Source organism: Pseudomonas sp. MF4836 (assembly GCF_002018875.1).
In the GTDB taxonomy this organism is placed as follows: Bacteria; Pseudomonadota; Gammaproteobacteria; order Pseudomonadales; family Pseudomonadaceae; genus Aquipseudomonas.
This window is the reverse complement of sequence record NZ_MVOL01000001.1, coordinates 234,374-253,730: the sequence shown is the minus strand read 5'-3', so window position 1 is coordinate 253,730 and position 19,357 is coordinate 234,374. Positions and strand designations below refer to the sequence as shown.

Genomic DNA, 19,357 nt, shown 5'->3' with positions numbered 1-19,357 from the left:
GCCTCCATCACCGCCGTTGCTGCCACTCAGGTTGCAGCAACAGCGCCACCAACGCCGTCCACCCCGTCTGGTGGGACGCCCCCAGGCCGCGTCCGGTTTCGCCATGGAAGTATTCATGGAACAGCACCAGGTCACGATCGATCGGGTCAGCCTGCAATTGCGGATAGCCGCACATGGAGGGCCGCAGCCCGTCCTCATCACGCAGGAACAAACGGGTCAGGCGCTGGCTCAGGCCGTCCGCGACCTCTTTGAGCGACGCCAGGTAGCCTGAACCGCTGGGGTACTCCACAGAAAAGTTCTGGTCGTAGTAGCGGTGAAACTCGCGCAAGGCTTCGATCAACATGTAGTTGATCGGCATCCACAGCGGCCCGCGCCAGTTGGAGTTACCGCCGTACAGCCGCGAGTCGGACTCGGCCGGCACATAGCGAGCGTTTAACGGGTTGCCATTGACCTGCAACTCAAACGGCTGCTCGGCAAAGGCCTTGGACAGCGAGCGAACACCAAACTCGCTGAGAAATTCCGCCTCATCCAGCATGCGCTTGAGCAAATCCTTGGTCCGCTCCCCACGCAGCAGCGCCAGGAGCATGCGGTTGCCCTCCCCCGGCTCGGTCCAGCGCGATACCAGGCTGGCGAGGTCCGGCCGATGGCGCATAAAGCCCAGCAAGCGCTCACGCAGCCCCGGCAGCCCTTCGTGTTCGTGCTGCTCCAGCACCTGCACCGCGAACAGCGGCATCAGGCCGACGATGGAGCGCAGGCGCAGAGGTTCGCTGAGCCCGTCCGGGTGCTGCAACACATCGTAGAAAAACTGGTCCTGTTCGTCCCACAGGCCTTCGGCGGCGTCATCGACGCGGTTGATGGCACCGGCGATATACAGGAAGTGTTCAAAGAACTTCACCGCGATATCGACGTACACCGGGTTGCGCTTGGCCAGTTCTAGGGCAATGCGCATCAGGTCCAGGGCGTAGGCCGCGACCCAGGCCGTGCCATCGGCCTGATCCAGGGTGTAGCCCGGCGGCAACGCCGCCGAGCGGTCGAACAGGCCGATATTGTCCAGGCCGAGGAAGCCCCCCTGGAACAGGTTGCGGCCTTCGGCGTCCTTGCGGTTGACCCACCACGAGAAATTAAGCAGCAGCTTGTGGAAGATGCGCTCGAGAAAATCCAGGTCACCTTCGCCGGTCAGCGCCTTGTCCTGCTGGTACACGCGCCAGCTGGCCCAGGCATGCACCGGCGGGTTGGCATCGTCAAAGCGCCATTCATAGGCCGGCAACTGGCCATTGGGGTGCATAAAACGGTCTTTGACCAATAGCAGCAACTGGTGCTTGGCAAACCCGGGGTCGATCAGGGCAAAGGCCACCGCCTGGAACCCCAGGTCCCAGGAGGCGTACCAGGGATATTCCCAGGTGTCGGGCATCGACACGATGTCGAAGTTGGCCAGGTGCCGCCAGTGGCTGTTGCGCAGATGCTCGCGCTCGGGCGGCGGTGGCGGCTGGCCGGGATCGCCGTCGAGCCATTGCTTGACGTCGAAGTAATACAACTGCTTGGACCACAGCAAGCCGGCCAGGGCCTGGCGTTGCACGTTGCGCGCATCTTGGTCGAGGCCGGCTTGCAGGGCCGCGTAGAAATCATCGGCCTCGGCCCGACAACGCTCGAACACCTGGCGGGCACTGACCGGCTCGGCGCCTGCCGGGGCAAAGCGCAGGTAGACACTTTTGCTCTCGCCGGCACCCAGGGCCAGGCTGAAATGCGCGGCGACCCGGGTGCCCGCGTCCCGGGCGATGGCGTTGGCCACGCCGCCCACCAGGTAATCGTTGAAGCCATCCTTGAACGGCCCCGGCGCAGCCAGCCCGTCGAGCCTGGGGAAGTTGCTGTCGTTGTTGCAGAACAGCCACTGGCAGGGCTCGGGGCCCCAGGCAGTGACTTGGCGTTCGGGTAATTGCGGGTGGCGCGCCAGCACGCGCTCGCCCTCCAGTATCAGGCTCGGCCGGCGCGGATCGTCGCCCCAACTCCAGCTATTGCGCGCCCACACTTGGGGCAGCACGTGCAGCCGCGCGGGCTGATCGGCACGGTTGTGCACCGTGACCCGCATAAACAGGTCGTCGGCCTGGTGCTTGGCGTATTCCACCGTCACGTCGAAGTAGCGCTGGTCTTCAAAGACGCCGGTATCCAGGATCTCGTACTCGGCATCGCCCAGGCCGCGCCGGGCGTTTTCGCGCACCAGGTCGTCATAGGGGAAGGCCGCCTGGGGGTACTTGTAGAGCATGCGCATATAGGCATGGCTGGGCACGCCGTCGAGGTAGAAATACAGCTCCTTGACGTCCTCGCCGTGATTGCCTTCGGCGTTGTTCAGGCCGAACAGCCGCTCCTTGAGAATGCTGTCGTGCTCATTCCACAGCGCCAGCCCCAGGCACCAGTGCTGGGCCTTGTCGGAGAACCCGGCGAGGCCGTCCTCGCCCCAGCGATAGGCCCGACTGCGCGCGTGGTCATGGGGCAGGTAGCGCCAGGCGTCGCCATCGGCGCTGTAGTCCTCGCGCACCGTGCCCCACTGCCGCTCACTCAAGTAAGGCCCCCATTCGCGCCAGTGGCCGGCCTCGGCGCCTTGCAGGCGCTGGCCTTCAACCGTGTCGAGAATGCTCGCTGCTGGTTTTGCCGTCATGGGGGTGTCCGTGGCCATGGGAATGAGCTGCAGTGTAGGAGCTGCCTGGGGGCCTGGGGCATGACAAATGTTTCATGGTGCGAGCATCCGTCACGCTCAAAACGACTGAAGAACCCCATTGCAGAGCCTTTTTATTAAATTTACCGACCCTGGTTCGTTATAATCGGCAACCCTTTTATGACAGTGCGATGTTGATGATGTGCAGTTGCAAAGCGTTTTTTACCGGTGTCCTACTCAGCCTGCTGGCCTGCTCGGCCCAGGCCGCCAGGCTGGACCTGAGCTACCCGCAGCCGCCGCTGGCAGAGGCCACGACCGCGGCGCCAGCGCCCGAACCCACTGCGCCGACACTGAAGTTGCAGTTCAAGGCCCCGATCAGTGTCGAACACCGTTGCAGCGGGCAATGCAGTTACGAGACCGATATCAATCAGCTGCATGACCGCGAAACCCGCCAGACCTCGCGCATCGGCTTCGACTGAGGCCGGGCGTTGAACCTCCGGCGTGGTTGATTCACACTCGCGCTCCTGAGTCCTACAGCAATCTCAGAAATTCCTGTCGTGCCAGTGCCTTGTCCCGTTCCTGGGGGCGTGCCTATAGTCCTGCGTCGTCCTGATGACGATCGGGTTTGGCGACCCTATGACCGTGTGCGAGAGCCCTGCGCTTGTTTGCAGGGCTTTTCGCATCTGTAACGCTGCCTTATGGCGGCTGTACGCGGGAGACCTTCGGGTCTGCCGGCTCCGCGGTCCCGGTTCGCCAACCTGCGTACAGCTGCCACCCTTCGTTTGGCGACGATCGAGTGGCGCTCCTAACCGACCGAGGCGTTACTTATGAACAGATACATGCCGATCACCGGCCACGACTGCACCATCCCTTCCCTGCTGATCGATACCCAGGCCCCCGCCGATGTGCTGTACGAAGCGGCCGCCTATCGCATCCGCGCCGTCACTCAACTGCTGGAAAACTTCGCCGCGCGGCCCGATATCCCCGGCGATGCCCTGGTGTTGCAGGAGCTGGCGCTGGTCTGCGCCATTCCGTTGCGCGATGGCTGTGATGTGCTGGATGTATTGGGGCGCCAGCTGCGGGCACAACCTCTTCAACCCTGACACATGCCCCCCGTAGGAGCCGGCTTGCCGGCTCCTACGGCTGAACAAGGTCATCAGGGCAGCGCCACGGATAATGGTTGGGCCCGGATGTAGACGCTACAGTCAAATCATCGGCAACCCGACTGACGCCCGGCCCAAGGATGCGTTCGATGACTGATCTGCACGAGCTCCAAGCCTCCCAACTGCTGGCCCGGTTCGCCGGCCGCACCCTGTCTCCCCTGGACTATTACGAGCATCTGCTGGCCCATATCGAGCGCTGGGAGCCGCATATCCGCGCGCTCTACGCCTTCGATCCGCAGCAGGTGCTCCAGCAGGCCCGGGCCTCCACCGAGCGCTGGCACAAGGGTTCGCCCCAGGGTCCGCTGGACGGGGTGCCGGTCACGATCAAGGAGCTGATTGCCACCCGGGGCACGCCGATTCCCCTGGGCAGCGCCGCCACCCTGCTCAAGCCTGCCGTGCAGGATGCGCCGCCAGCCGCGCGAATGCGCGAAGCCGGGGCGATCATCCTGGCCAAGACCACGGTGCCGGATTTCGGCATGTTGTCTTCCGGGTTGTCGAGTTTCCATGGCATCACCCGCAACCCCTGGAACCGTGCCTGCAACCCCGGCGGCTCCAGTTCCGGGGCGGGCGCCGCGGCCGCAGCCGGTTACGGGCCGCTGCATATCGGCACCGATATCGGCGGTTCGGTGCGCCTGCCCGCCGCCTGGTGCGGCCTGGTGGGGTTCAAGCCGACCCTGGGGCGGATTCCCATAGACCCTTATTACACCGGGCGCTGTGCCGGGCCCATGACCCGCAGCGTGGATGACGCGGTGCTGATGATGCGCTACCTGGCCAAGCCCGATGCCCGCGACGCCACCAGCCTGCCGCCGTTGGCCAGCGACTGGAGCGACCAGCCACTGTCGGTCCATGGCCTGAAGATCGGCCTGATGCTGGAACCTGGCGCCGGGCTGCAACCGGAAGGCTTTGTCTGCGAGGCGGTGCAGGGCGCCGCGCGGTTGTTCGAACGCCACGGGGCCCAGGTGCGGACCCTGGCGCCGATCATGGACCGCGCCCAACTGGATGGCCTCGATCGCTTCTGGCGGGCCCGGCAATGGGCGGAACTGTCGGCCCTGGGCGCCGAGCAGTTGGCCAGGGTGCTGCCCTACATTCGCGACTGGGCGGCAGCGGGGGCCGATCTTTCAGGGGTTGAGGCGGTCCGGGGCTTTAACCAGACCTTCGAGATGCGCCGCCGCGCCGCCCAGGTGTTCAGCGAATTCGACCTGGTGCTGTCGCCGACCAACCAGGTCAACAGCTTTCCCGCCGAGTGGCCATCTCCCACCAACAATCCGCAACAGCCGTTCGAGCACATCGTCTTCACCCTGCCCTGGAACATGGGCGAACAACCGGCGCTGTCGATCAACTGCGGCTTCAGCGCCGAGGGCTTGCCCATCGGCCTGCAGATGATCGCGCCGCGCTTTGCCGATCAATGGCTGCTGCAAGTGGCCAAGACCTATGAAGGTTGGCGCGGCGCGATCCAGAGCTGGCCCAACCCGCCGTCTCGCTGACACGACCCGCGTCGCGCTCCGGGGGATCAGTCCGGCGAGGCTCGGCACACGGGCGGGCTATCCGGTGAAGGCAGGAAGCAACGGGCGGTCAGCCAGCAGGTGACGGCAGCGGCCAGCCAGAGCAGGAGCACGCCCGGCAGGTAGTCCACGTAGCGTGCGCGCTCGATGCCATTGACCACGGCCCGGATAAACAGCAGGACCCAACCTGTCACCGTCACGCTGCCGATCAACGCCAAGGCGTTGCAACTGAAGGCTGAACGCCTGACCTTCAGCAGGACCACCCCCAGGGCCAGGGCAAACATCGGCAGGAGAAACACCAGAAACGCCACCAGTGGTGTCAGCAGCGGCATCAGCAGGATTTCACCGCCCCTGACCTCGCCGATCAGCCGTGGATGAGTCGCCAGGTGGGCCACCAGCAGCCCGCTATTGACCAGGCCGGCGATAAAACCCGGTATCAGCGGGCACAGCAGGAAGGCCATGAACACCTTGCCCCGCGTGTAGCTCGCTTGCGTCATGGAGCACCTCGGCGTGTCATCAGCGAATGACATACAGATCAACCCGTCCAGCCTTCTTTCTGGTCCGTTCTTCGTAGCCGGCATCGCCCTTGAGCAGGCTGGAAAAGCGCTCGGCCATGGCCTCCACGTTGTGTGCGAAGCGCTCGGGTATCAGGCTCAGCACATCTTCCAGTTCGCAGCACTCGAGAATCAGCTGCGGCAGCTCGGGCCCCAGGCCCTTGTGCTGCAAGGTATGAGCGGTGCGTGGAGAAAACAGCAGGCGCTCGGCCTCCTCCAGGTCAATGGCTTCATCCTGCACCGCGCGCAACAAACCCAATGCCAGGGCACACACCAGCCGGGTGGCCTCCTCCGGCTCCAGGGCCTCAATCGCCAATGCCACAGTCTTTTCCATCGGTTGCTCCCTGCAGTGCGCTCAAAGCCGTGGATTGTCCCCGAGGTCGCCACCCCGGTTCAACTGCGCCAAACCCTCTGGGGCGGGCTTGAGACCCTGGTAGCCCTCGGGCCTTGGCCCTGCCCATTGGCTGGATAGCCAGCCGGCGGCTACGCTGCTGCCGATAAAAACAACAACGGGAACAGGGCCATGCGAGACACCACCGAACATTTTCGCCAACAGTACCGAGCGACCGTCAGCCCGCGTTACAACCCGTGGCTGCACGGCGGTTTTGTGTTGGGCTACGGCGTGCTGTGCATCGCCCTGCTGGCCGGCACGCTGGAGCAGGTGCAGCCTCTGGAATGGCTGACGCTGCCCCTGGGACTGGTGTTTTTCAACCTGTGCATCTACGTCGTGCACCGCTGGCTGGGGCATCACAAACAGGCCTTTGCCCGGCTGTTCTATAAGCGGCATACCGGCGACCATCACAGCTTTTTTGTCCCGGGGCAGATGACCTACGACGGCGCGCGCGACTGGCGGGTGATCCTGTTTCCGGCCTGGCTGATCGTGTTCCACAGCCTGCTGTTCGCCCTGCCCCTGTGGTGGCTGATGCGCCCGTTCAACGCCAATGTCGCGGCACTGTTTGCCGGTGCGATGCTGATCGGCTACCTGGCCTATGAGTGGTTTCACGCTTGCGAGCACTTGCCCGCCGAGCACCCGCTGGCGCGCCTGCCGTGGATTCGCCAGATGCGCCGCCTGCACGAGCTGCACCATCGCCGCGAGCTGATGCAGCGGCGTAATTTCAACATTGTCCTGCCGTTGATGGATTACCTGTTCGGCACCCTGTACTGGGAGCCCGAACCCATTACCGCCGAGCCCCGGAGCCTGCCCATGACCCGCATGCAGCATCAGATCGACATCCCCCGCAGCGCCGTCCCGACCCTGGCCTACGCCAGCAGCGCGAGCCGCTGGCCGGAGTGGCATCCGTCGTCGCTCACGGTCGAAGGCCCGAGCGGCCCGCTGTACGCCGGAGCACGGTTCGAGGAGGAGATTCATGCCGGCGGGCGCAGCGGACACCTGAGCTGGCAGGTCGGCGAATACCTGCCGGGCCAGCGCTGGAGCGCCCGGGCCCGTGGCGACCATGGCCTGGAGTTGCAGGTGACCTACGAATGTCAGGCGCTGGACACCGGCCACACGCGGTTTGTGCGGACCCTGGAGTATGGTTTCAGCGGGTGGCTGATGCGCCTGGGCAATCAGCTGTTATTCAAGCGACGGATCGAGCGCGAATCTTCGGACTCGTTGCTGGCATTGTGCGAAATGGCGCAACAGGCCATTCCCCCGAATCCCGCCGCCGCGTACACCGCCGACTGACATTGCCCCGGACAGGAGTCACCGTGCCATGAACCCGATCGCCCCCCGCCGATTCAAAACGGGTCGTCTGCTGTTGCTGCTGATTGTCGCCCTTGCCGCGTTTTTGCTGCTGCTCCCGACCCGGGTCCAGCCCGTGGCCTGGAGCCCTTCGCCGGCGCCGTCCCTGAGCAACGGCCCCTATGCCGACAACCAGCGCCTCAAGGGGCTTGAAGGGGTGGGTGCCCGGGATATCGACGGCCCCGAAGCCCTGCTGCTGGAAGACGGCCAATTGCTCAGCGGCCTGCACGATGGTCGAGTGATCCAGACCAGCCTCGATGGCAAGCTGCTGAAGGTCCTGGTCAATACCGGCGGCCGGCCCCTGGGCCTGGCGCGCCACCCCGATGGGCGGCTGATCATTGCCGACGGGATCAAGGGCCTGCTAGCGCTGGATACCCAAGGCCAGTTGAGTGTCTTGAGCACCGAGGCCAATGGCTTGAAATTCGGCTTCCCCGACGATGTGGCGGTGGACGCCGCCGGGCGCTACGCCTATTTCAGCGACGCCAGCAGCCGCTGGGGTTACGGCCAGGATGGCGAAGCGGTGATCGAGCACGGCGGCGACGGGCGTTTGTTGCGCTATGACTTCCAGAACGGCAAGACCGAGGTGCTGCTGGACCGCCTGGAGTTCGCCAACGGCATCGCCCTGGGGCCGGACGAAGCCTATGTGCTGGTCAACGAGACCGGCGCCTATCGCATCAGCCGCTATTGGCTCAAGGGCGAGCGCGCCGGGAGCCATGATCTGTTTATCGACAACCTGCCGGGGCTGCCGGACAACCTGAGTTTCAATGGCCGTGACCGGTTCTGGGTGGCGCTGTATGCCCCGCGCAATCCGTTGCTCGACGCCACGGCCGGTTACCCGTTGGTCCGCAAGATGGTGGTGCGGGCGCTGACGGTGCTGCCCAAACCGGTGGAGAAACGCGCCTTTGTCCTGGGCCTCGATACCCAGGGCCGGGTGATTGCCAACCTGCAGGACGCCAGCAGCGGCAATTATTCGCCGATCACCACGGTGCGCGAGTACGGCGACCACCTGTATTTCGGCTCACTCACTGCCCGCCACATGGCGCGCCTGCCCCTGAACCTGGCGCTGCAAAAACACCCGTAGCCCGTAGCCGCTGCCGAGGCACAAGACTGCGCTGGCCCTGGAAAGCGCCGGAGGTTTGTCAGGCATATCTTCGGCGTTGGTCAGGGCCAGCGTCCGAACGCGGCCCGAGCCTGCGGCAGCGGCTACGGGTGTAGCCGCGGGTTGAGGGTGGGGATGGTGTCAGGAGCGGGCGGTGAGTTTCTGGGAAATTTCGTCCTTGATCAGCAGGCGTTTTTCCTTGAGTTTCCTCACTTCATCATCGGCGGCGGCAGCGGCCTCCGCTTGAACGACCTGAGCATCGATCGTGGAGTATTTGTCGAACAGCGCATTCAAGTGGGGGTCGTTGGCCCGGCACTGTTGAATGTCTTCTTTGCTGCGGCTCAGGTCTTGATAAATGTCGTGAATCACCGGCATGGAACACCTCCGTTTATTGATCGGAAACAAGCACGTTACCGCGCGTGTCGCCTACCAGAATGGCCTCGCCCCCCGGGGTCTGTCGACCGCCAATCGGACCAGCGGTAACCGTTCGTCGTCCATCCTTGCGCCAGATCATGCCTGCCCCAGGGCCTGGGCCAGAAATGGCGCGGTGCGGCTCTTGCGGTTTTTCGCCACCTGCTGCGGTGTGCCGCTGACCACCACCCGGCCACCCTGGTCGCCCGCTCCCGGGCCCATGTCGATCACCCAGTCGGCCTGGGCCACCACGCGCATTTCGTGCTCGACCACCACCACGCTGTGGCCGGCCTGCACCAGGTTGTCCAACTGCTCCAGCAGCCGGTCGACGTCCCGCGGGTGCAGGCCGGTGGTGGGCTCATCGAGTACGTAGAGGGTGGCGCCGCGCGGGTTGCGTTGCAGCTCGGTGGCCAGCTTGATGCGCTGCGCCTCGCCCCCGGACAACTCGGTGGCCGGCTGCCCCAGTCGCAAGTAGCCCAGGCCGATATCGTGCAGCACCTGCAACGCGCGGCGAATGCCCGGCTGCTCGGCGAACACTGCCAGCGCTTCGAGCACCGTCAGTTGCAGCACCTGGGCGATGTTCAAGCCCTGCCACTCGATGGCCAGGGTCTGCCGGTGGTAGCGGGCCCCGTGACAGGTCGGGCACGGCGCATAAACGCTGGGCATAAACAGCAGTTCGACGCTGACAAAACCCTCACCCTCGCACGCCGGGCAGCGGCCCTTGGCGACGTTGAAGGAAAACTGCCCGGCGTCGTAGCCCTGCTCTCGGGCTTCGGGGGTGGCGGCAAACAGTTTGCGCACCTGGTCGAAGAGCCCGGTGTAGGTCGCCAGGTTCGAGCGCGGGGTGCGGCCGATGGGTTTCTGGTCGACCTGCACCAGGCGCTTGATCTGCTCCAGCCCCGCGCTGACCTGGCCGCCGCTGGTTTGCGGCGCATCGTCCTCGAGGTTGAGTTCTTCCGGCTCCTCGTTGCTCGACGCCTTGCCCAGGTGCGCGCCCACCAGTTCCAGCAAGGCATGGCTGACCAGGCTCGACTTGCCCGAACCCGACACCCCGGTCACCGCGGTAAAGCAGCCCAGGGGGAATTCGACGCTGAGGTCGCACAGGTTATTGCGGGTGATGCCCTCCAGGCGCAGCCAGCCCTCGGCCTTGCGCAGCGTGCGCGGCACCGGGGCCTGTTCGCCGAACAGATAGGCCCGGGTCTGGGACGCGGCGACCTCGGCCAGGCCGGCCGGCGGACCGCTGTACAGCACCTGCCCGCCCTGCTCGCCGGCTGCCGGGCCGACATCGATCAACCAGTCGGCGCGGCGCATGGTCTGCAGGTCATGTTCCACCACAAACAGCGAATTGCCCGAGGCCTTGAGCCGTTGCAGCGCCTCGAACAAGGCTTCGGCATCCGCCGGGTGCAGGCCGGCAGAAGGCTCGTCGAGCACGTAGATCACGCCGAACAGTTGCGAGCCCAATTGCGTCGCCAGGCGCAGGCGTTGCAGCTCGCCGGAGGACAGGGTCGGCGTGCTGCGCTCCAGGGCCAGGTAGCCCAGGCCCAGGTCGGTCAAAGTGCTGACCCGCTCCAGCAAGTCCTGGGCGATGCGCTGGGCGGCCAGGCGTTTTTCCAGGGACAGGTTCGGCGTATGCCGCACATCCGGCGCCCCGGCATGCCCCGGCGCACCCTGGGCGACCCGCTGCTGGCGCGCCGCCGCTGTCTGCTGGTGGCTGAGCACCGCGCCGCCCTCCTCGGCCTCGGCCAGGTAGCCTTGCGTTGCCACCGGGCGCAGCACCTCGGCCAGTTGCAGCAGGGGCATCTGCGACAACTCGCCGATATCCAGCCCGGCAAAGGTCACCGACAGCGCCTCGCGCTTGAGGCGCTTGCCGTCGCACAGCGGGCACGGGCTGCCGAGCATGAACTGCGATACGCGCTTTTTCATCAGCGCGCTCTGGCTATGGCTGAAGGTGTGCAGCACGTAGCGCCGGGCGCCGCTGAAGGTGCCCATGTAACTGGGCTCCTGCTTGCGCTTGAGGGCTTCGCGGGTCTGGGCCGGGGTCAGCCCGGCGTAGACCGGCACCGTGGGGGTTTCTTCGGTGAAGAGAATCCAGTCGCGCTGTTTTTTCGGCAGCTGGCTCCAGGGAATGTCCACGTCATAGCCCAGGGTCACCAGAATGTCCCGCTGGTTCTGCCCCTGCCACGCCAGGGGCCAGGAAGCCACGGCCCGCTGACGGATGCTCAGCGAGGGGTCGGGCACCATCGACGCCTCGGTCACCTCATACACCCGGCCCAGGCCATGGCATTGGCTGCAGGCGCCTTGGGGGGTATTGGGCGAGAAGTCTTCGGCATACAGCATCGGCTGCCCCGGCGGGTAGCTGCCGGCGCGGGAATACAGCATGCGGATCAAACTGGACAAGGTGGTTACGCTGCCCACCGAAGAGCGGGTGCTGGGTGTGCCGCGCTGCTGTTGCAGGGCCACGGCCGGCGGCAGGCCTTCGATGGAGTCGACATCCGGCACTCCGACCTGATCGATCAGGCGCCGGGCATAGGGCGCCACCGATTCGAAATAGCGACGCTGGGCTTCGGCGTACAGGGTGGAAAACGCCAGGGACGACTTGCCCGAGCCCGAGACGCCGGTGAACACCACCAGGGCATCGCGGGGGATATCGACGTCGACGTTCTGCAGGTTGTGTTCGCGGGCGCCACGCACCCGGACGAAACCCGAGCTGTTCAAAGGCAGGGAGGACGCTGTGGAATCAGGGGACGGTGTGCGCTGCGAAGTCATGAGCCAGCCTTGTGTCGGGTGCCAGGAAGTGAAGAGCGACCAGACCGCGGATCATCACACAGTTGCCCGGCGCGATGCATCGCCGACGCAGGCAGGCCGCCCAGCTATTGGGGCAACGACAGGCGCTGAATGTTCAATGCCAGTGCTCGCCCGGCTCTCTTGCGGTGGCCCGGCGGTGGCAGCGCCGCGAGGCTCAGGCGCGAAACTGGCGGCCCCCCAGGTTATCGCTCAGGCCGGTGTGATTGAGGTCGTAGCGCAGCTCGGCAATCAGTTCGGCAATTGCCCGGGAGCTGGTCAAGGCCGCGGTGGCGATGCCGGTCACCAGCAGGTCGACCCGGCCACTGTCTGGGTCGCTGATGCGCACGGTCATCACCCCGTCGTGACCGATGGTGCATTGGCAGTACAGGGGCAGAAAACTTGATTCGACGATTTTGCGCAGTTCAAGGTTGGAGATCACAGTGGTACGTCCCAATCAATTGTCTAGTTCAACCCGCGCAAGACGAAGTCTGTTGTCATGAGGCCCTGTCGACACTTTTTTCGGTGTCGTTTCAGTTCAAGTTAGTACAACTTTGCAGCCTATAGCCTGCCCCAGGGCTTGTCGCCGATGTTTGTCGGTTTTATGCACTGCTTCACAGTTAGGCCGCGGGGTTCAGCTACCCAGCACCGACCTGACCATGCTCGTCAGTGCCTGGGGTCCGTAGGGCTTGCTCAGCAAGTGGGTGTCGGGGCTGAGCTGGTGATTGCGCGAGATGATGTCGCGGGTATGCCCGGAGGTGAACAGCACCGCGACCGGCGGGGTGCGGGACTTGGCCCACAGCGCCAGGTCGGAGCTTTTGATCAGGCCCGGCATCACCACGTCGGTGAAGATCAGGTCCACTTCCAGCCCGTCCATCAGGCACTGCATCGCGGCATCGCCGTTGATCGCGGTCAGCACCTGGTAACCCGCGCTTTCCAGCAGCTCGACCGCGGCGTTACGCACATCCTCGTTGTCTTCCACCACCAGGATCCGCTCCTGGCCGCCGCCGCTGCGGGGCACGGGAAGTACCGGATCACTCGCCTCCGGCTCCAGGCTGCGGGCGAAGTACAGCTGCACCTGGGTGCCCTCCCCCGGAACGCTGAGCATGTCGATATGGCCACCGCTCTGCTTGACGAAACCGAACACCATGCTCAACCCCAGCCCGGTGCCCTGGCCCTCGGTCTTGGTGGTGAAAAACGGCTCGAACGCCTGCTTTAGCACCTCTGGCGCCATGCCGCCGCCGGTGTCGGCCACCGACAGGCGCACGTAGTCACCGGCGGCGATGCCCCTGTCGGCGCAGAACTCACGATCCAGGCTGATGTTTTCACCACGGATCAGGATAGTGCCCTCACCGCGCATGGCGTCGCGGGCGTTGATCGCCAGGTTGAGCACGGCGTTTTCCAGCTGGTTGCGGTCCACCCGGATGCACCACGGCGCTTCGGGCAATTGCACCTGGATGCGGATGGTTTCGCCCAGGGCCCGTTGCAGCAACTCTTCCATCCCCTCGTACAGGCTGTCCAGGCTGTACACCGCCGGCGACAAGGGCTGGCGCCGGGAAAAGGCAAGCAGTTGGGTCGACAGTTTGGCCCCACGCTCTACCGCGGCAATCGCGGTGCGCACCCGCCGCTGCACATTGGCGTTGTCCGGCTCGTGCCGGGCCAGCAAGTGCAGGTTGCCGGAGATGACTTGCAGCAGGTTGTTGAAGTCGTGGGCCACGCCGCCGGTGAGGCCGCCGATGGCTTCCAGTTTCTGCGCCTGGCGCAGTTGTTCTTCGGCCGCCAGGCGCGCCTGGACTTCGTCGGCCACCCGCTGTTCGAGGTTGCGGCTGAGCTGGCGCAAGGCTTCTTCGGCGATCTTGCGCTCGTGGATATCGATCAGCACCCCGGGAAAACGCAAGGGCTCGCCCGCGCTGTCGAACTCGCAACGGCCGCACGCCAGCAGCCAGCGGTAGCTGCCATCGGCGCAACGCACACGGTACTCGGCGTTGTAGGGACCACCCTTGGCCACGCTGTAATCGACCAGTTCGCGGACCCGTGGCAGATCATCGGGGTGCATCTGGCGTTCGGCGATTTCGCTGGGCAGATTGTCCAGGGGCTGATGCAGCGGATAACAGAAGGTCCGGGCAAAACGCTCATCGCCCGAGAGGCGATCGGCCTTGATGTCCCACACAAACGAACCCAGCAACGCCCCGGCGTTCAAGGCCAGTTGCACCCGCTCGTTCTCGGCCCGATACGCTTGCTCGGCGGCCTGCCGGCGCTGCTCGGAAATAACGTGGGCGGTGGTCTCCACCACGATCGCCATGACCCCGGCCGGGGCCTGATTATCCCCCGCCACCGGGCTGTAATAGAGGTCGAGCCAGACCGGTTCCGGCACGCCGTTGCGCAGCAATTCAAGTTCTTTGTTGCGAAACGACAAGGTCCCGCCGCCGAGGCAGGTGCGCATGATTTCACGGTTGAAATCGGCGACTTCCGGCCAACCCAGCTCCACCGGGCAGCCCAGCAGGTACGGGTGGCGCCCGCCTGCGAATTGGGCATAGGCGTCGTTGTAGATCATGTAGCCCACCGGCCCCCAGAGCATCACCAGCGGCACCGGCGAGGCGAGCATGAACTGCACCGTGCTGCGCAGGCTGGGCGTCCAATGCTCGAGCGCGCCCAGGTCGGTGACGGCCCAGTCAAAGGCGCGAATGCGGCCTGCCATCTCGCCTTGCCAGCCTTGGCACCCATGGTGATCAGATAAGAACGGCATCGACGAACCCGGTTAGATCGTGGTCAGAAAAAGAAGCGCGGGCATGGCGCCCGGCGGGGCACAAGATAACCCACCCCACAGGCTTTGAGCATAGGCGTTGCAGATGGTTTCAAGGCGCGCTCACAGAAGCTCGAATTACCCAAAAAACCGGCCCTGCTTCACCCTTCGCCATGGGTTTTACCAGGCACAACCGGCCGCCTGTCGGGCCTGGGGCGGCTTCAGCGAAAATCGCGACTGTGCACGCTGATGCCATCGAGCAGCGGGCTGAGGTCGGTCAGGCGGCCGGCGATCAGGTGCCGGACCTCGCCTTCGGTCTCCAGGGTGCCGTCGACCTTGAGCAGTTGCGCCCCCACCAGCACCCGGCGCTGACGCTCGGCCAGGTCACGCCAGACCACCACATTGACGTTGCCGAACTCGTCTTCCAGGGTGACGAAGGTCACGCCACTGGCCGTGCCCGGACGCTGGCGCCCGGTGACCAACCCGGCCACGCTGACCGGCCGCCCGTGTTCCAGCGCCAGCAGTTCCCGCGAGCTGCGGCAACGCCGGGCCTTGAGTTCGTCGCGCAGCAAGGCCAGGGGGTGCGGGCCGAGGGTGGTGCCCAGGCTCAGGTAGTCGGCTTGCAGGTCTTGCGCCACGCTGGGGTCCGGCAAGGCCACCGGCGCTTCCTCCTGGCTCGGCAGGCCGGCGAACAGGCCCAGTTGCTGTTGCACCCCCGCCACCTCCCAGCGCGCCCGATGGCGGTTGCCGGCCAGGCCGCGCAGGGCCCCGGCATCGGCCAGCAGTTCCTGGGCGCGCGTGTCGAGCTCGGCCCGCAGGCCCAGGTCGGCGATATCGACAAACCCTCGCTGCTGGCGCGCCGCCTCGATGCGTCGCCCATCCTCCTCGCGAAAGCCCTTGATCATGCGCAACCCCATGCGCAGCGCCGGCTGCGCACCGGGCAGCGGTTCCAGGCTGCAATCCCAGGCGCTGGCGCATACGTCCACCGGACGAATCTGCAATTGATGGCGGCGGGCATCCTGGAGGATCTGGTCCGGACTGTAGAAACCCATGGGCCAGCTGTTGATCAGGGCACAGGCAAAGGCCGCCGGCTCATGGCACTTGAGCCAGCAACTGGCGTAGGTCAGCAAGGCAAAACTGGCGGCGTGGGATTCGGGGAAGCCGTAATTGCCGAAGCCCTTGATCTGCTCGAAGATCTGCGCGGCAAATGCTTCGCTGTAGCCTCGGTCGACCATGCGCCCGCGCAGGCGCTCGCGGTGCGGCTCCAGGCCACCGTGGCGTTTCCAGGCGGCCATGGAGCGGCGCAACTGGTCGGCCTCGCCGGGGGTGTATTGGGCGGCGACCATGGCGATCTGCATCACCTGCTCCTGAAAAAGCGGCACCCCCAGGGTGCGCTTGAGCACGGCCTCAAGCTCGGCTGACGGGTAGGTTTCCGCTTCCTGTTTATTGCGCCGCCGCAGATAAGGGTGAACCATGCCGCCCTGGATCGGCCCCGGGCGCACGATGGCCACCTCGATCACCAGGTCGTAATAGGTCTTGGGCTTGAGCCGGGGCAGCATCGACATCTGCGCCCGGGACTCGATCTGGAACACGCCGATGGTGTCGGCGCGGCTGATCATCTCGTAGGTCGCCGCGTCCTCGGCAGGGATCGACGCCAGGCTCCAGCGCTGGCCGCGATAGGCGTGGATCAGGTCGAAGCAGCGGCGGATCGCGCTGAGCATGCCCAGGGCCAGGATATCTACCTTGAGCAGGCCGACCATGTCCAGGTCGTCCTTGTCCCACTGGATGATGGTGCGCTCGGCCATGGCGGCGTTTTCCACCGGCACCAGGGTGTCCAGGGGCTGCTCGGAAATCACGAAGCCCCCCGGGTGCTGGGACAGGTGCCGGGGAAAACCGATCAACTGCCCGGTCAGGCTCAGCACCCGGCGCAAGACCTGGCTGTCGGGGTCGAAGCCGGCTTCCTGCAGGCGCTCAGTGCTGGGCGGGGTGTCGCTCCAGTGGCCGCAGCAGTCGGCCAGGGCATTGACCTGGTCCGGCGGCAGGCCCAGGGCCTTGGCCACATCGCGCACCGCGCCGGCGCCGTGGTAGGTGCTGACCACCGCGGTCAGCGCCGCGCGATGGCGACCATAACGGCGGAACACGTACTGCAGCACTTCTTCGCGGCGCTCGTGTTCAAAGTCGACGTCGATGTCGGGCGGCTCGTTGCGCTCGCGGGATAAAAAGCGCTCGAACAACATGGTCGAGCGATCGGGATCGATCTCGGTAATGCCCAGGGCGAAACACACCACCGAGTTGGCCGCCGAGCCACGGCCCTGACACAGGATGTGCTGCTTGCGGGCGAAGGTGACGATGTCGTGCACCGTGAGGAAATAGCTCTCGTACCTGAGCTCGATGATCAGCTCCAGCTCGTTCTCGATCTGTGCCAGCACCTCGGGCCGTGCACCGCGTGGCCAGCGCCAGGCGCAGCCCTGGGTGGTCAGCTGCCGCAACCAACTGGCCGAGGTATGCCCCTGGGGCACCAGCTCCCGGGGGTACTGGTACTGCAACTGGCCCAGGTCGAACGTGCAACGCCGGGCGATGTGCAGCGACTCCTCGAGCAGCGCCGCCGGGTACAGGCTGCGCAAGGCTTCGAGGCTGCGCAGATGGCGCTCGCCATTGGGGTGCAGGCGCTGCCCGGCTTCGGCCACCGGCAGGTGATGACGGATCGCGGTCATGGTGTCTTGCAGCGCCCGGCGTCCGCGCACATGCATGTGCACGTCGCCCGTGGCCAGGGGCCTGATCTGCAACTGCGCCGCCAGCGCCAGCAACCCGGCCAGGCGCCGGGCATCGTCCTGGCCGCAGTGCAACTCCACCGCCAGCCACAACCGCTCGCCAAACAGCCCCTTGAGCCAATGGCCGTCGGCCGGTGCATCGAGTGCATCCGGCAGCCACAGCGCCAACAGGCCAGGCCAGGGTTCGCTGAAATCCTCACGCAGCACCCGGTACTGGCCCTTTTCCGCCCGGCGCCGGGCACGGGTGATCAGCCGGCACAGGCTCTGGTAACCCTCCAGGTTCTCCACCAACAGCAGCAGTTTCGGGCCGTTCTCGATGCGCAGTTCGCTGCCGACAATCAGCGCCACTCCGCTGTCCCGGGAGGCTTGCCAGGCGCGCACGATCCCGGACAGGGTGCATTCATCGGTGATCGCCAGGGCCTGATAACCCTGGTCCCGGGCCCGTTCGAACAGCTCGCGGGCGCTGGAGGCACCGCGCTGGAAACTGAAGTTCGACAAGCAGTGCAGCTCGGCATACCCCCTCATGCGAACCAGCCTTGCAACAGCAACGGCCCGCCCGCGCCGACCGCACGATAAGCCCAGCCCTGCTGGCCGCTGCGGGTTTCGATCAGGTAGTAATCGCGGCGCACATCGGCGCCGTCCCACCAGCCGGACTCGATGCGTTCAGGGCCCATGAGGATCCGCGCCGAACCTTCCGCCACCGGCAGCGCCTCCTGCAACAACCAGCCCGGGCGCAACAGGCCGGGGATGGCCACGCAGGGCTGATGCGCGGCGCCCAGTTGCCAGCTGCATTCGGGGCGGTGGTCGGCCTGAAACCCCAGGCTGACCACCGCCTCATCCCCCAGGCGCGCGCGCAGGCGTTCACGCAGTTGTTCCCAGGGCAGGGACTGCTGGGGGCGCTCATCGAACAGTTCGCGGCGCTCGGGCACAAAGCTCGGCAGGTCTTCGGCCACCAGGCGCAGGCTGCGCACCGGCGCGGGCACCTGGATCTGTTCCAGGCGCCCGCGAGCCAGTTCGAACAGCATCGCCGGGTCGCGCTCGGCGCTGAGCAGCCCGACCTTGACCAGGGTGTCGGCCAGCTCCCCGTGCTCCAGGTGCAGGTCGAAGCGCTGCACCCCGCTGTCGCGGCCACAGAGAAACGCCGCCAGGTCGCCGGTCAGCCGGCGCAGGGGAAACAGCAGCGCCTGGTGCGATTGCACATCGAAATTAAGCTCGATGCGCAGGTCGAAGCGATCGGGCGGCTGATAGAACGCCAGGGCCAGGGGCCGCTCGCCGAGCAGGGCATCGAGCTGCTTGAGCAGGCCGGCCTCGAAACGTCGGGCCAGGGTGGCCCGGGGCAGCGCCCGCACTTGCTCGAAACTGCGCAGGCCCATGCGCGACAGCGCCGTGGCGGCCTGGGGTTCCAGGCCCAGGCGGTCCAGGGGCATCGGGCCCAGGGCCTGGCGCAAGGCCCCGTCATCGGCCACCGCCAGGCCATCGTAGGCATTGGCCAAGACCCGGGCCGCCGCCGGGTTGGGCGCGGCGACAATCCGGTGGCGAAAGCCCAGGGCCGCCAATTCCGCACGCAGCCGCGCCTCGAACGCCGGCCAGGGCCCGAACAGGCCCAGGCTCGATACAATCTCGAACAGCAGCGTGCGTGGATAACGCACGCTGACCTGGGAACTGAAACGGTAGGCCCAGGCCGCCAGGAACTGTTGCCAATGCTCGATCTCATCGACGTCGTATTCGGCACTGGCAAAGGCTTTGGTCATGGCGTGGGCAGCGGTCAGCGATTGCCCCGGGTACAGGCCCAGTTCGCGGGCCGCGCCATTCACCGCCTGGATCACCCGGCGCTGCGCGGTGCCGCTCAGCAGCGCCAGCGGCTCCTGGGGTTCGGGGCGCTGGCGCAGCGCGGCATCCAACGCCAATTGCGGGAACACAATGCACACCCAGCGCATGCCAA

Annotated in this window: 14 protein-coding genes; 5 read left to right on the top strand and 9 right to left on the bottom strand. The window is 65.8% G+C overall.

The window, feature by feature from the left end:
• Positions 1–7 precede the first annotated feature (7 nt).
• Positions 8–2,653 carry an MGH1-like glycoside hydrolase domain-containing protein gene (locus MF4836_RS01305; protein ID WP_078468739.1) on the bottom strand — a complete coding sequence of 882 codons (2,646 nt, stop codon included), beginning with the start codon at positions 2,651–2,653 and terminating at the stop codon, positions 8–10.
• A gap of 188 nt (positions 2,654–2,841) precedes the next feature.
• On the opposite strand from MF4836_RS01305, the gene MF4836_RS01300 reads away from it, so the two are divergent.
• The 3 genes from MF4836_RS01300 to MF4836_RS01290 all read left to right on the top strand — a co-directional run bounded on the left by MF4836_RS01300 (position 2,842) and on the right by MF4836_RS01290 (position 5,297).
• Complete coding sequence (locus tag MF4836_RS01300) at positions 2,842–3,129, top strand: hypothetical protein (protein WP_238596109.1); 288 nt, start codon at positions 2,842–2,844, stop codon at positions 3,127–3,129.
• A 348-nt stretch (positions 3,130–3,477) separates the two neighbouring features.
• Positions 3,478–3,753, top strand: a complete 276-nt coding sequence (locus MF4836_RS01295; RefSeq protein WP_078468738.1) for a hypothetical protein — start codon at positions 3,478–3,480, stop codon at positions 3,751–3,753.
• Positions 3,754–3,902: 149 nt separating this feature from the next.
• On the top strand, positions 3,903–5,297 hold the full coding sequence (locus MF4836_RS01290; protein ID WP_078468737.1) for an amidase: 1,395 nt from the start codon (positions 3,903–3,905) through the stop codon (positions 5,295–5,297).
• A 26-nt stretch (positions 5,298–5,323) separates the two neighbouring features.
• On the opposite strand, the gene MF4836_RS01285 is transcribed toward MF4836_RS01290, so the two are convergent.
• A complete protein-coding gene (locus tag MF4836_RS01285; RefSeq protein ID WP_078468736.1) occupies positions 5,324–5,812 on the bottom strand; it encodes a hypothetical protein in 489 nt (162 codons plus the stop codon).
• A 19-nt stretch (positions 5,813–5,831) separates the two neighbouring features.
• Complete coding sequence (locus MF4836_RS01280) at positions 5,832–6,203, bottom strand: DUF3969 family protein (RefSeq protein WP_078468735.1); 372 nt, start codon at positions 6,201–6,203, stop codon at positions 5,832–5,834.
• A gap of 189 nt (positions 6,204–6,392) precedes the next feature.
• On the opposite strand from MF4836_RS01280, the gene MF4836_RS01275 reads away from it, so the two are divergent.
• Both MF4836_RS01275 and MF4836_RS01270 read left to right on the top strand, forming a co-directional pair.
• Complete coding sequence (locus tag MF4836_RS01275; protein WP_078468734.1) at positions 6,393–7,553, top strand: SRPBCC family protein; 1,161 nt, start codon at positions 6,393–6,395, stop codon at positions 7,551–7,553.
• Positions 7,554–7,581: 28 nt separating this feature from the next.
• Positions 7,582–8,691 carry an SMP-30/gluconolactonase/LRE family protein gene (locus MF4836_RS01270; protein WP_078468733.1) on the top strand — a complete coding sequence of 370 codons (1,110 nt, stop codon included), beginning with the start codon at positions 7,582–7,584 and terminating at the stop codon, positions 8,689–8,691.
• Between the two features lie 159 nt (positions 8,692–8,850).
• Here MF4836_RS01270 and MF4836_RS01265 read toward each other — a convergent pair whose 3' ends face one another.
• The 6 genes from MF4836_RS01265 to MF4836_RS01240 form a co-directional block, all read right to left on the bottom strand.
• Entirely contained in the window at positions 8,851–9,084 is a 234-nt protein-coding gene (locus tag MF4836_RS01265) for a DUF465 domain-containing protein (RefSeq protein ID WP_078468732.1), read from the bottom strand.
• A gap of 135 nt (positions 9,085–9,219) precedes the next feature.
• Positions 9,220–11,886, bottom strand: a complete 2,667-nt coding sequence (locus MF4836_RS01260; RefSeq protein WP_078468731.1) for an excinuclease ABC subunit UvrA — start codon at positions 11,884–11,886, stop codon at positions 9,220–9,222.
• A gap of 193 nt (positions 11,887–12,079) precedes the next feature.
• On the bottom strand, positions 12,080–12,343 hold the full coding sequence (locus MF4836_RS01255; RefSeq protein ID WP_020296920.1) for a DUF1652 domain-containing protein: 264 nt from the start codon (positions 12,341–12,343) through the stop codon (positions 12,080–12,082).
• A 192-nt stretch (positions 12,344–12,535) separates the two neighbouring features.
• Positions 12,536–14,647, bottom strand: a complete 2,112-nt coding sequence (locus MF4836_RS01250) for a hybrid sensor histidine kinase/response regulator (protein ID WP_078468730.1) — start codon at positions 14,645–14,647, stop codon at positions 12,536–12,538.
• Positions 14,648–14,865: 218 nt separating this feature from the next.
• Positions 14,866–17,940, bottom strand: a complete 3,075-nt coding sequence (locus MF4836_RS01245) for an error-prone DNA polymerase (protein WP_078468729.1) — start codon at positions 17,938–17,940, stop codon at positions 14,866–14,868.
• A complete protein-coding gene (locus tag MF4836_RS01240; protein WP_078468728.1) occupies positions 17,937–19,352 on the bottom strand; it encodes a Y-family DNA polymerase in 1,416 nt (471 codons plus the stop codon). The genes MF4836_RS01245 and MF4836_RS01240 overlap by 4 nt, the downstream gene beginning before the upstream one ends.
• Positions 19,353–19,357: the final 5 nt, after the last annotated feature.

Bases quoted from the DNA above. Each gene is read 5' to 3' on its own strand.
- MF4836_RS01305 (WP_078468739.1), bottom strand. From the start codon at position 2,653: ATGACGGCAAAACCAGCAGCGAGCATTCTCGACACGGTTGAAGGCCAG.
- MF4836_RS01300 (WP_238596109.1), top strand. From the start codon at position 2,842: ATGTTGATGATGTGCAGTTGCAAAGCGTTTTTTACCGGTGTCCTACTC.
- MF4836_RS01295 (WP_078468738.1), top strand. From the start codon at position 3,478: ATGAACAGATACATGCCGATCACCGGCCACGACTGCACCATCCCTTCC.
- MF4836_RS01290 (WP_078468737.1), top strand. From the start codon at position 3,903: ATGACTGATCTGCACGAGCTCCAAGCCTCCCAACTGCTGGCCCGGTTC.
- MF4836_RS01285 (WP_078468736.1), bottom strand. From the start codon at position 5,812: ATGACGCAAGCGAGCTACACGCGGGGCAAGGTGTTCATGGCCTTCCTG.
- MF4836_RS01280 (WP_078468735.1), bottom strand. From the start codon at position 6,203: ATGGAAAAGACTGTGGCATTGGCGATTGAGGCCCTGGAGCCGGAGGAG.
- MF4836_RS01275 (WP_078468734.1), top strand. From the start codon at position 6,393: ATGCGAGACACCACCGAACATTTTCGCCAACAGTACCGAGCGACCGTC.
- MF4836_RS01270 (WP_078468733.1), top strand. From the start codon at position 7,582: ATGAACCCGATCGCCCCCCGCCGATTCAAAACGGGTCGTCTGCTGTTG.
- MF4836_RS01265 (WP_078468732.1), bottom strand. From the start codon at position 9,084: ATGCCGGTGATTCACGACATTTATCAAGACCTGAGCCGCAGCAAAGAA.
- MF4836_RS01260 (WP_078468731.1), bottom strand. From the start codon at position 11,886: ATGACTTCGCAGCGCACACCGTCCCCTGATTCCACAGCGTCCTCCCTG.
- MF4836_RS01250 (WP_078468730.1), bottom strand. From the start codon at position 14,647: ATGCCGTTCTTATCTGATCACCATGGGTGCCAAGGCTGGCAAGGCGAG.
- MF4836_RS01245 (WP_078468729.1), bottom strand. From the start codon at position 17,940: ATGAGGGGGTATGCCGAGCTGCACTGCTTGTCGAACTTCAGTTTCCAG.
- MF4836_RS01240 (WP_078468728.1), bottom strand. From the start codon at position 19,352: ATGCGCTGGGTGTGCATTGTGTTCCCGCAATTGGCGTTGGATGCCGCG.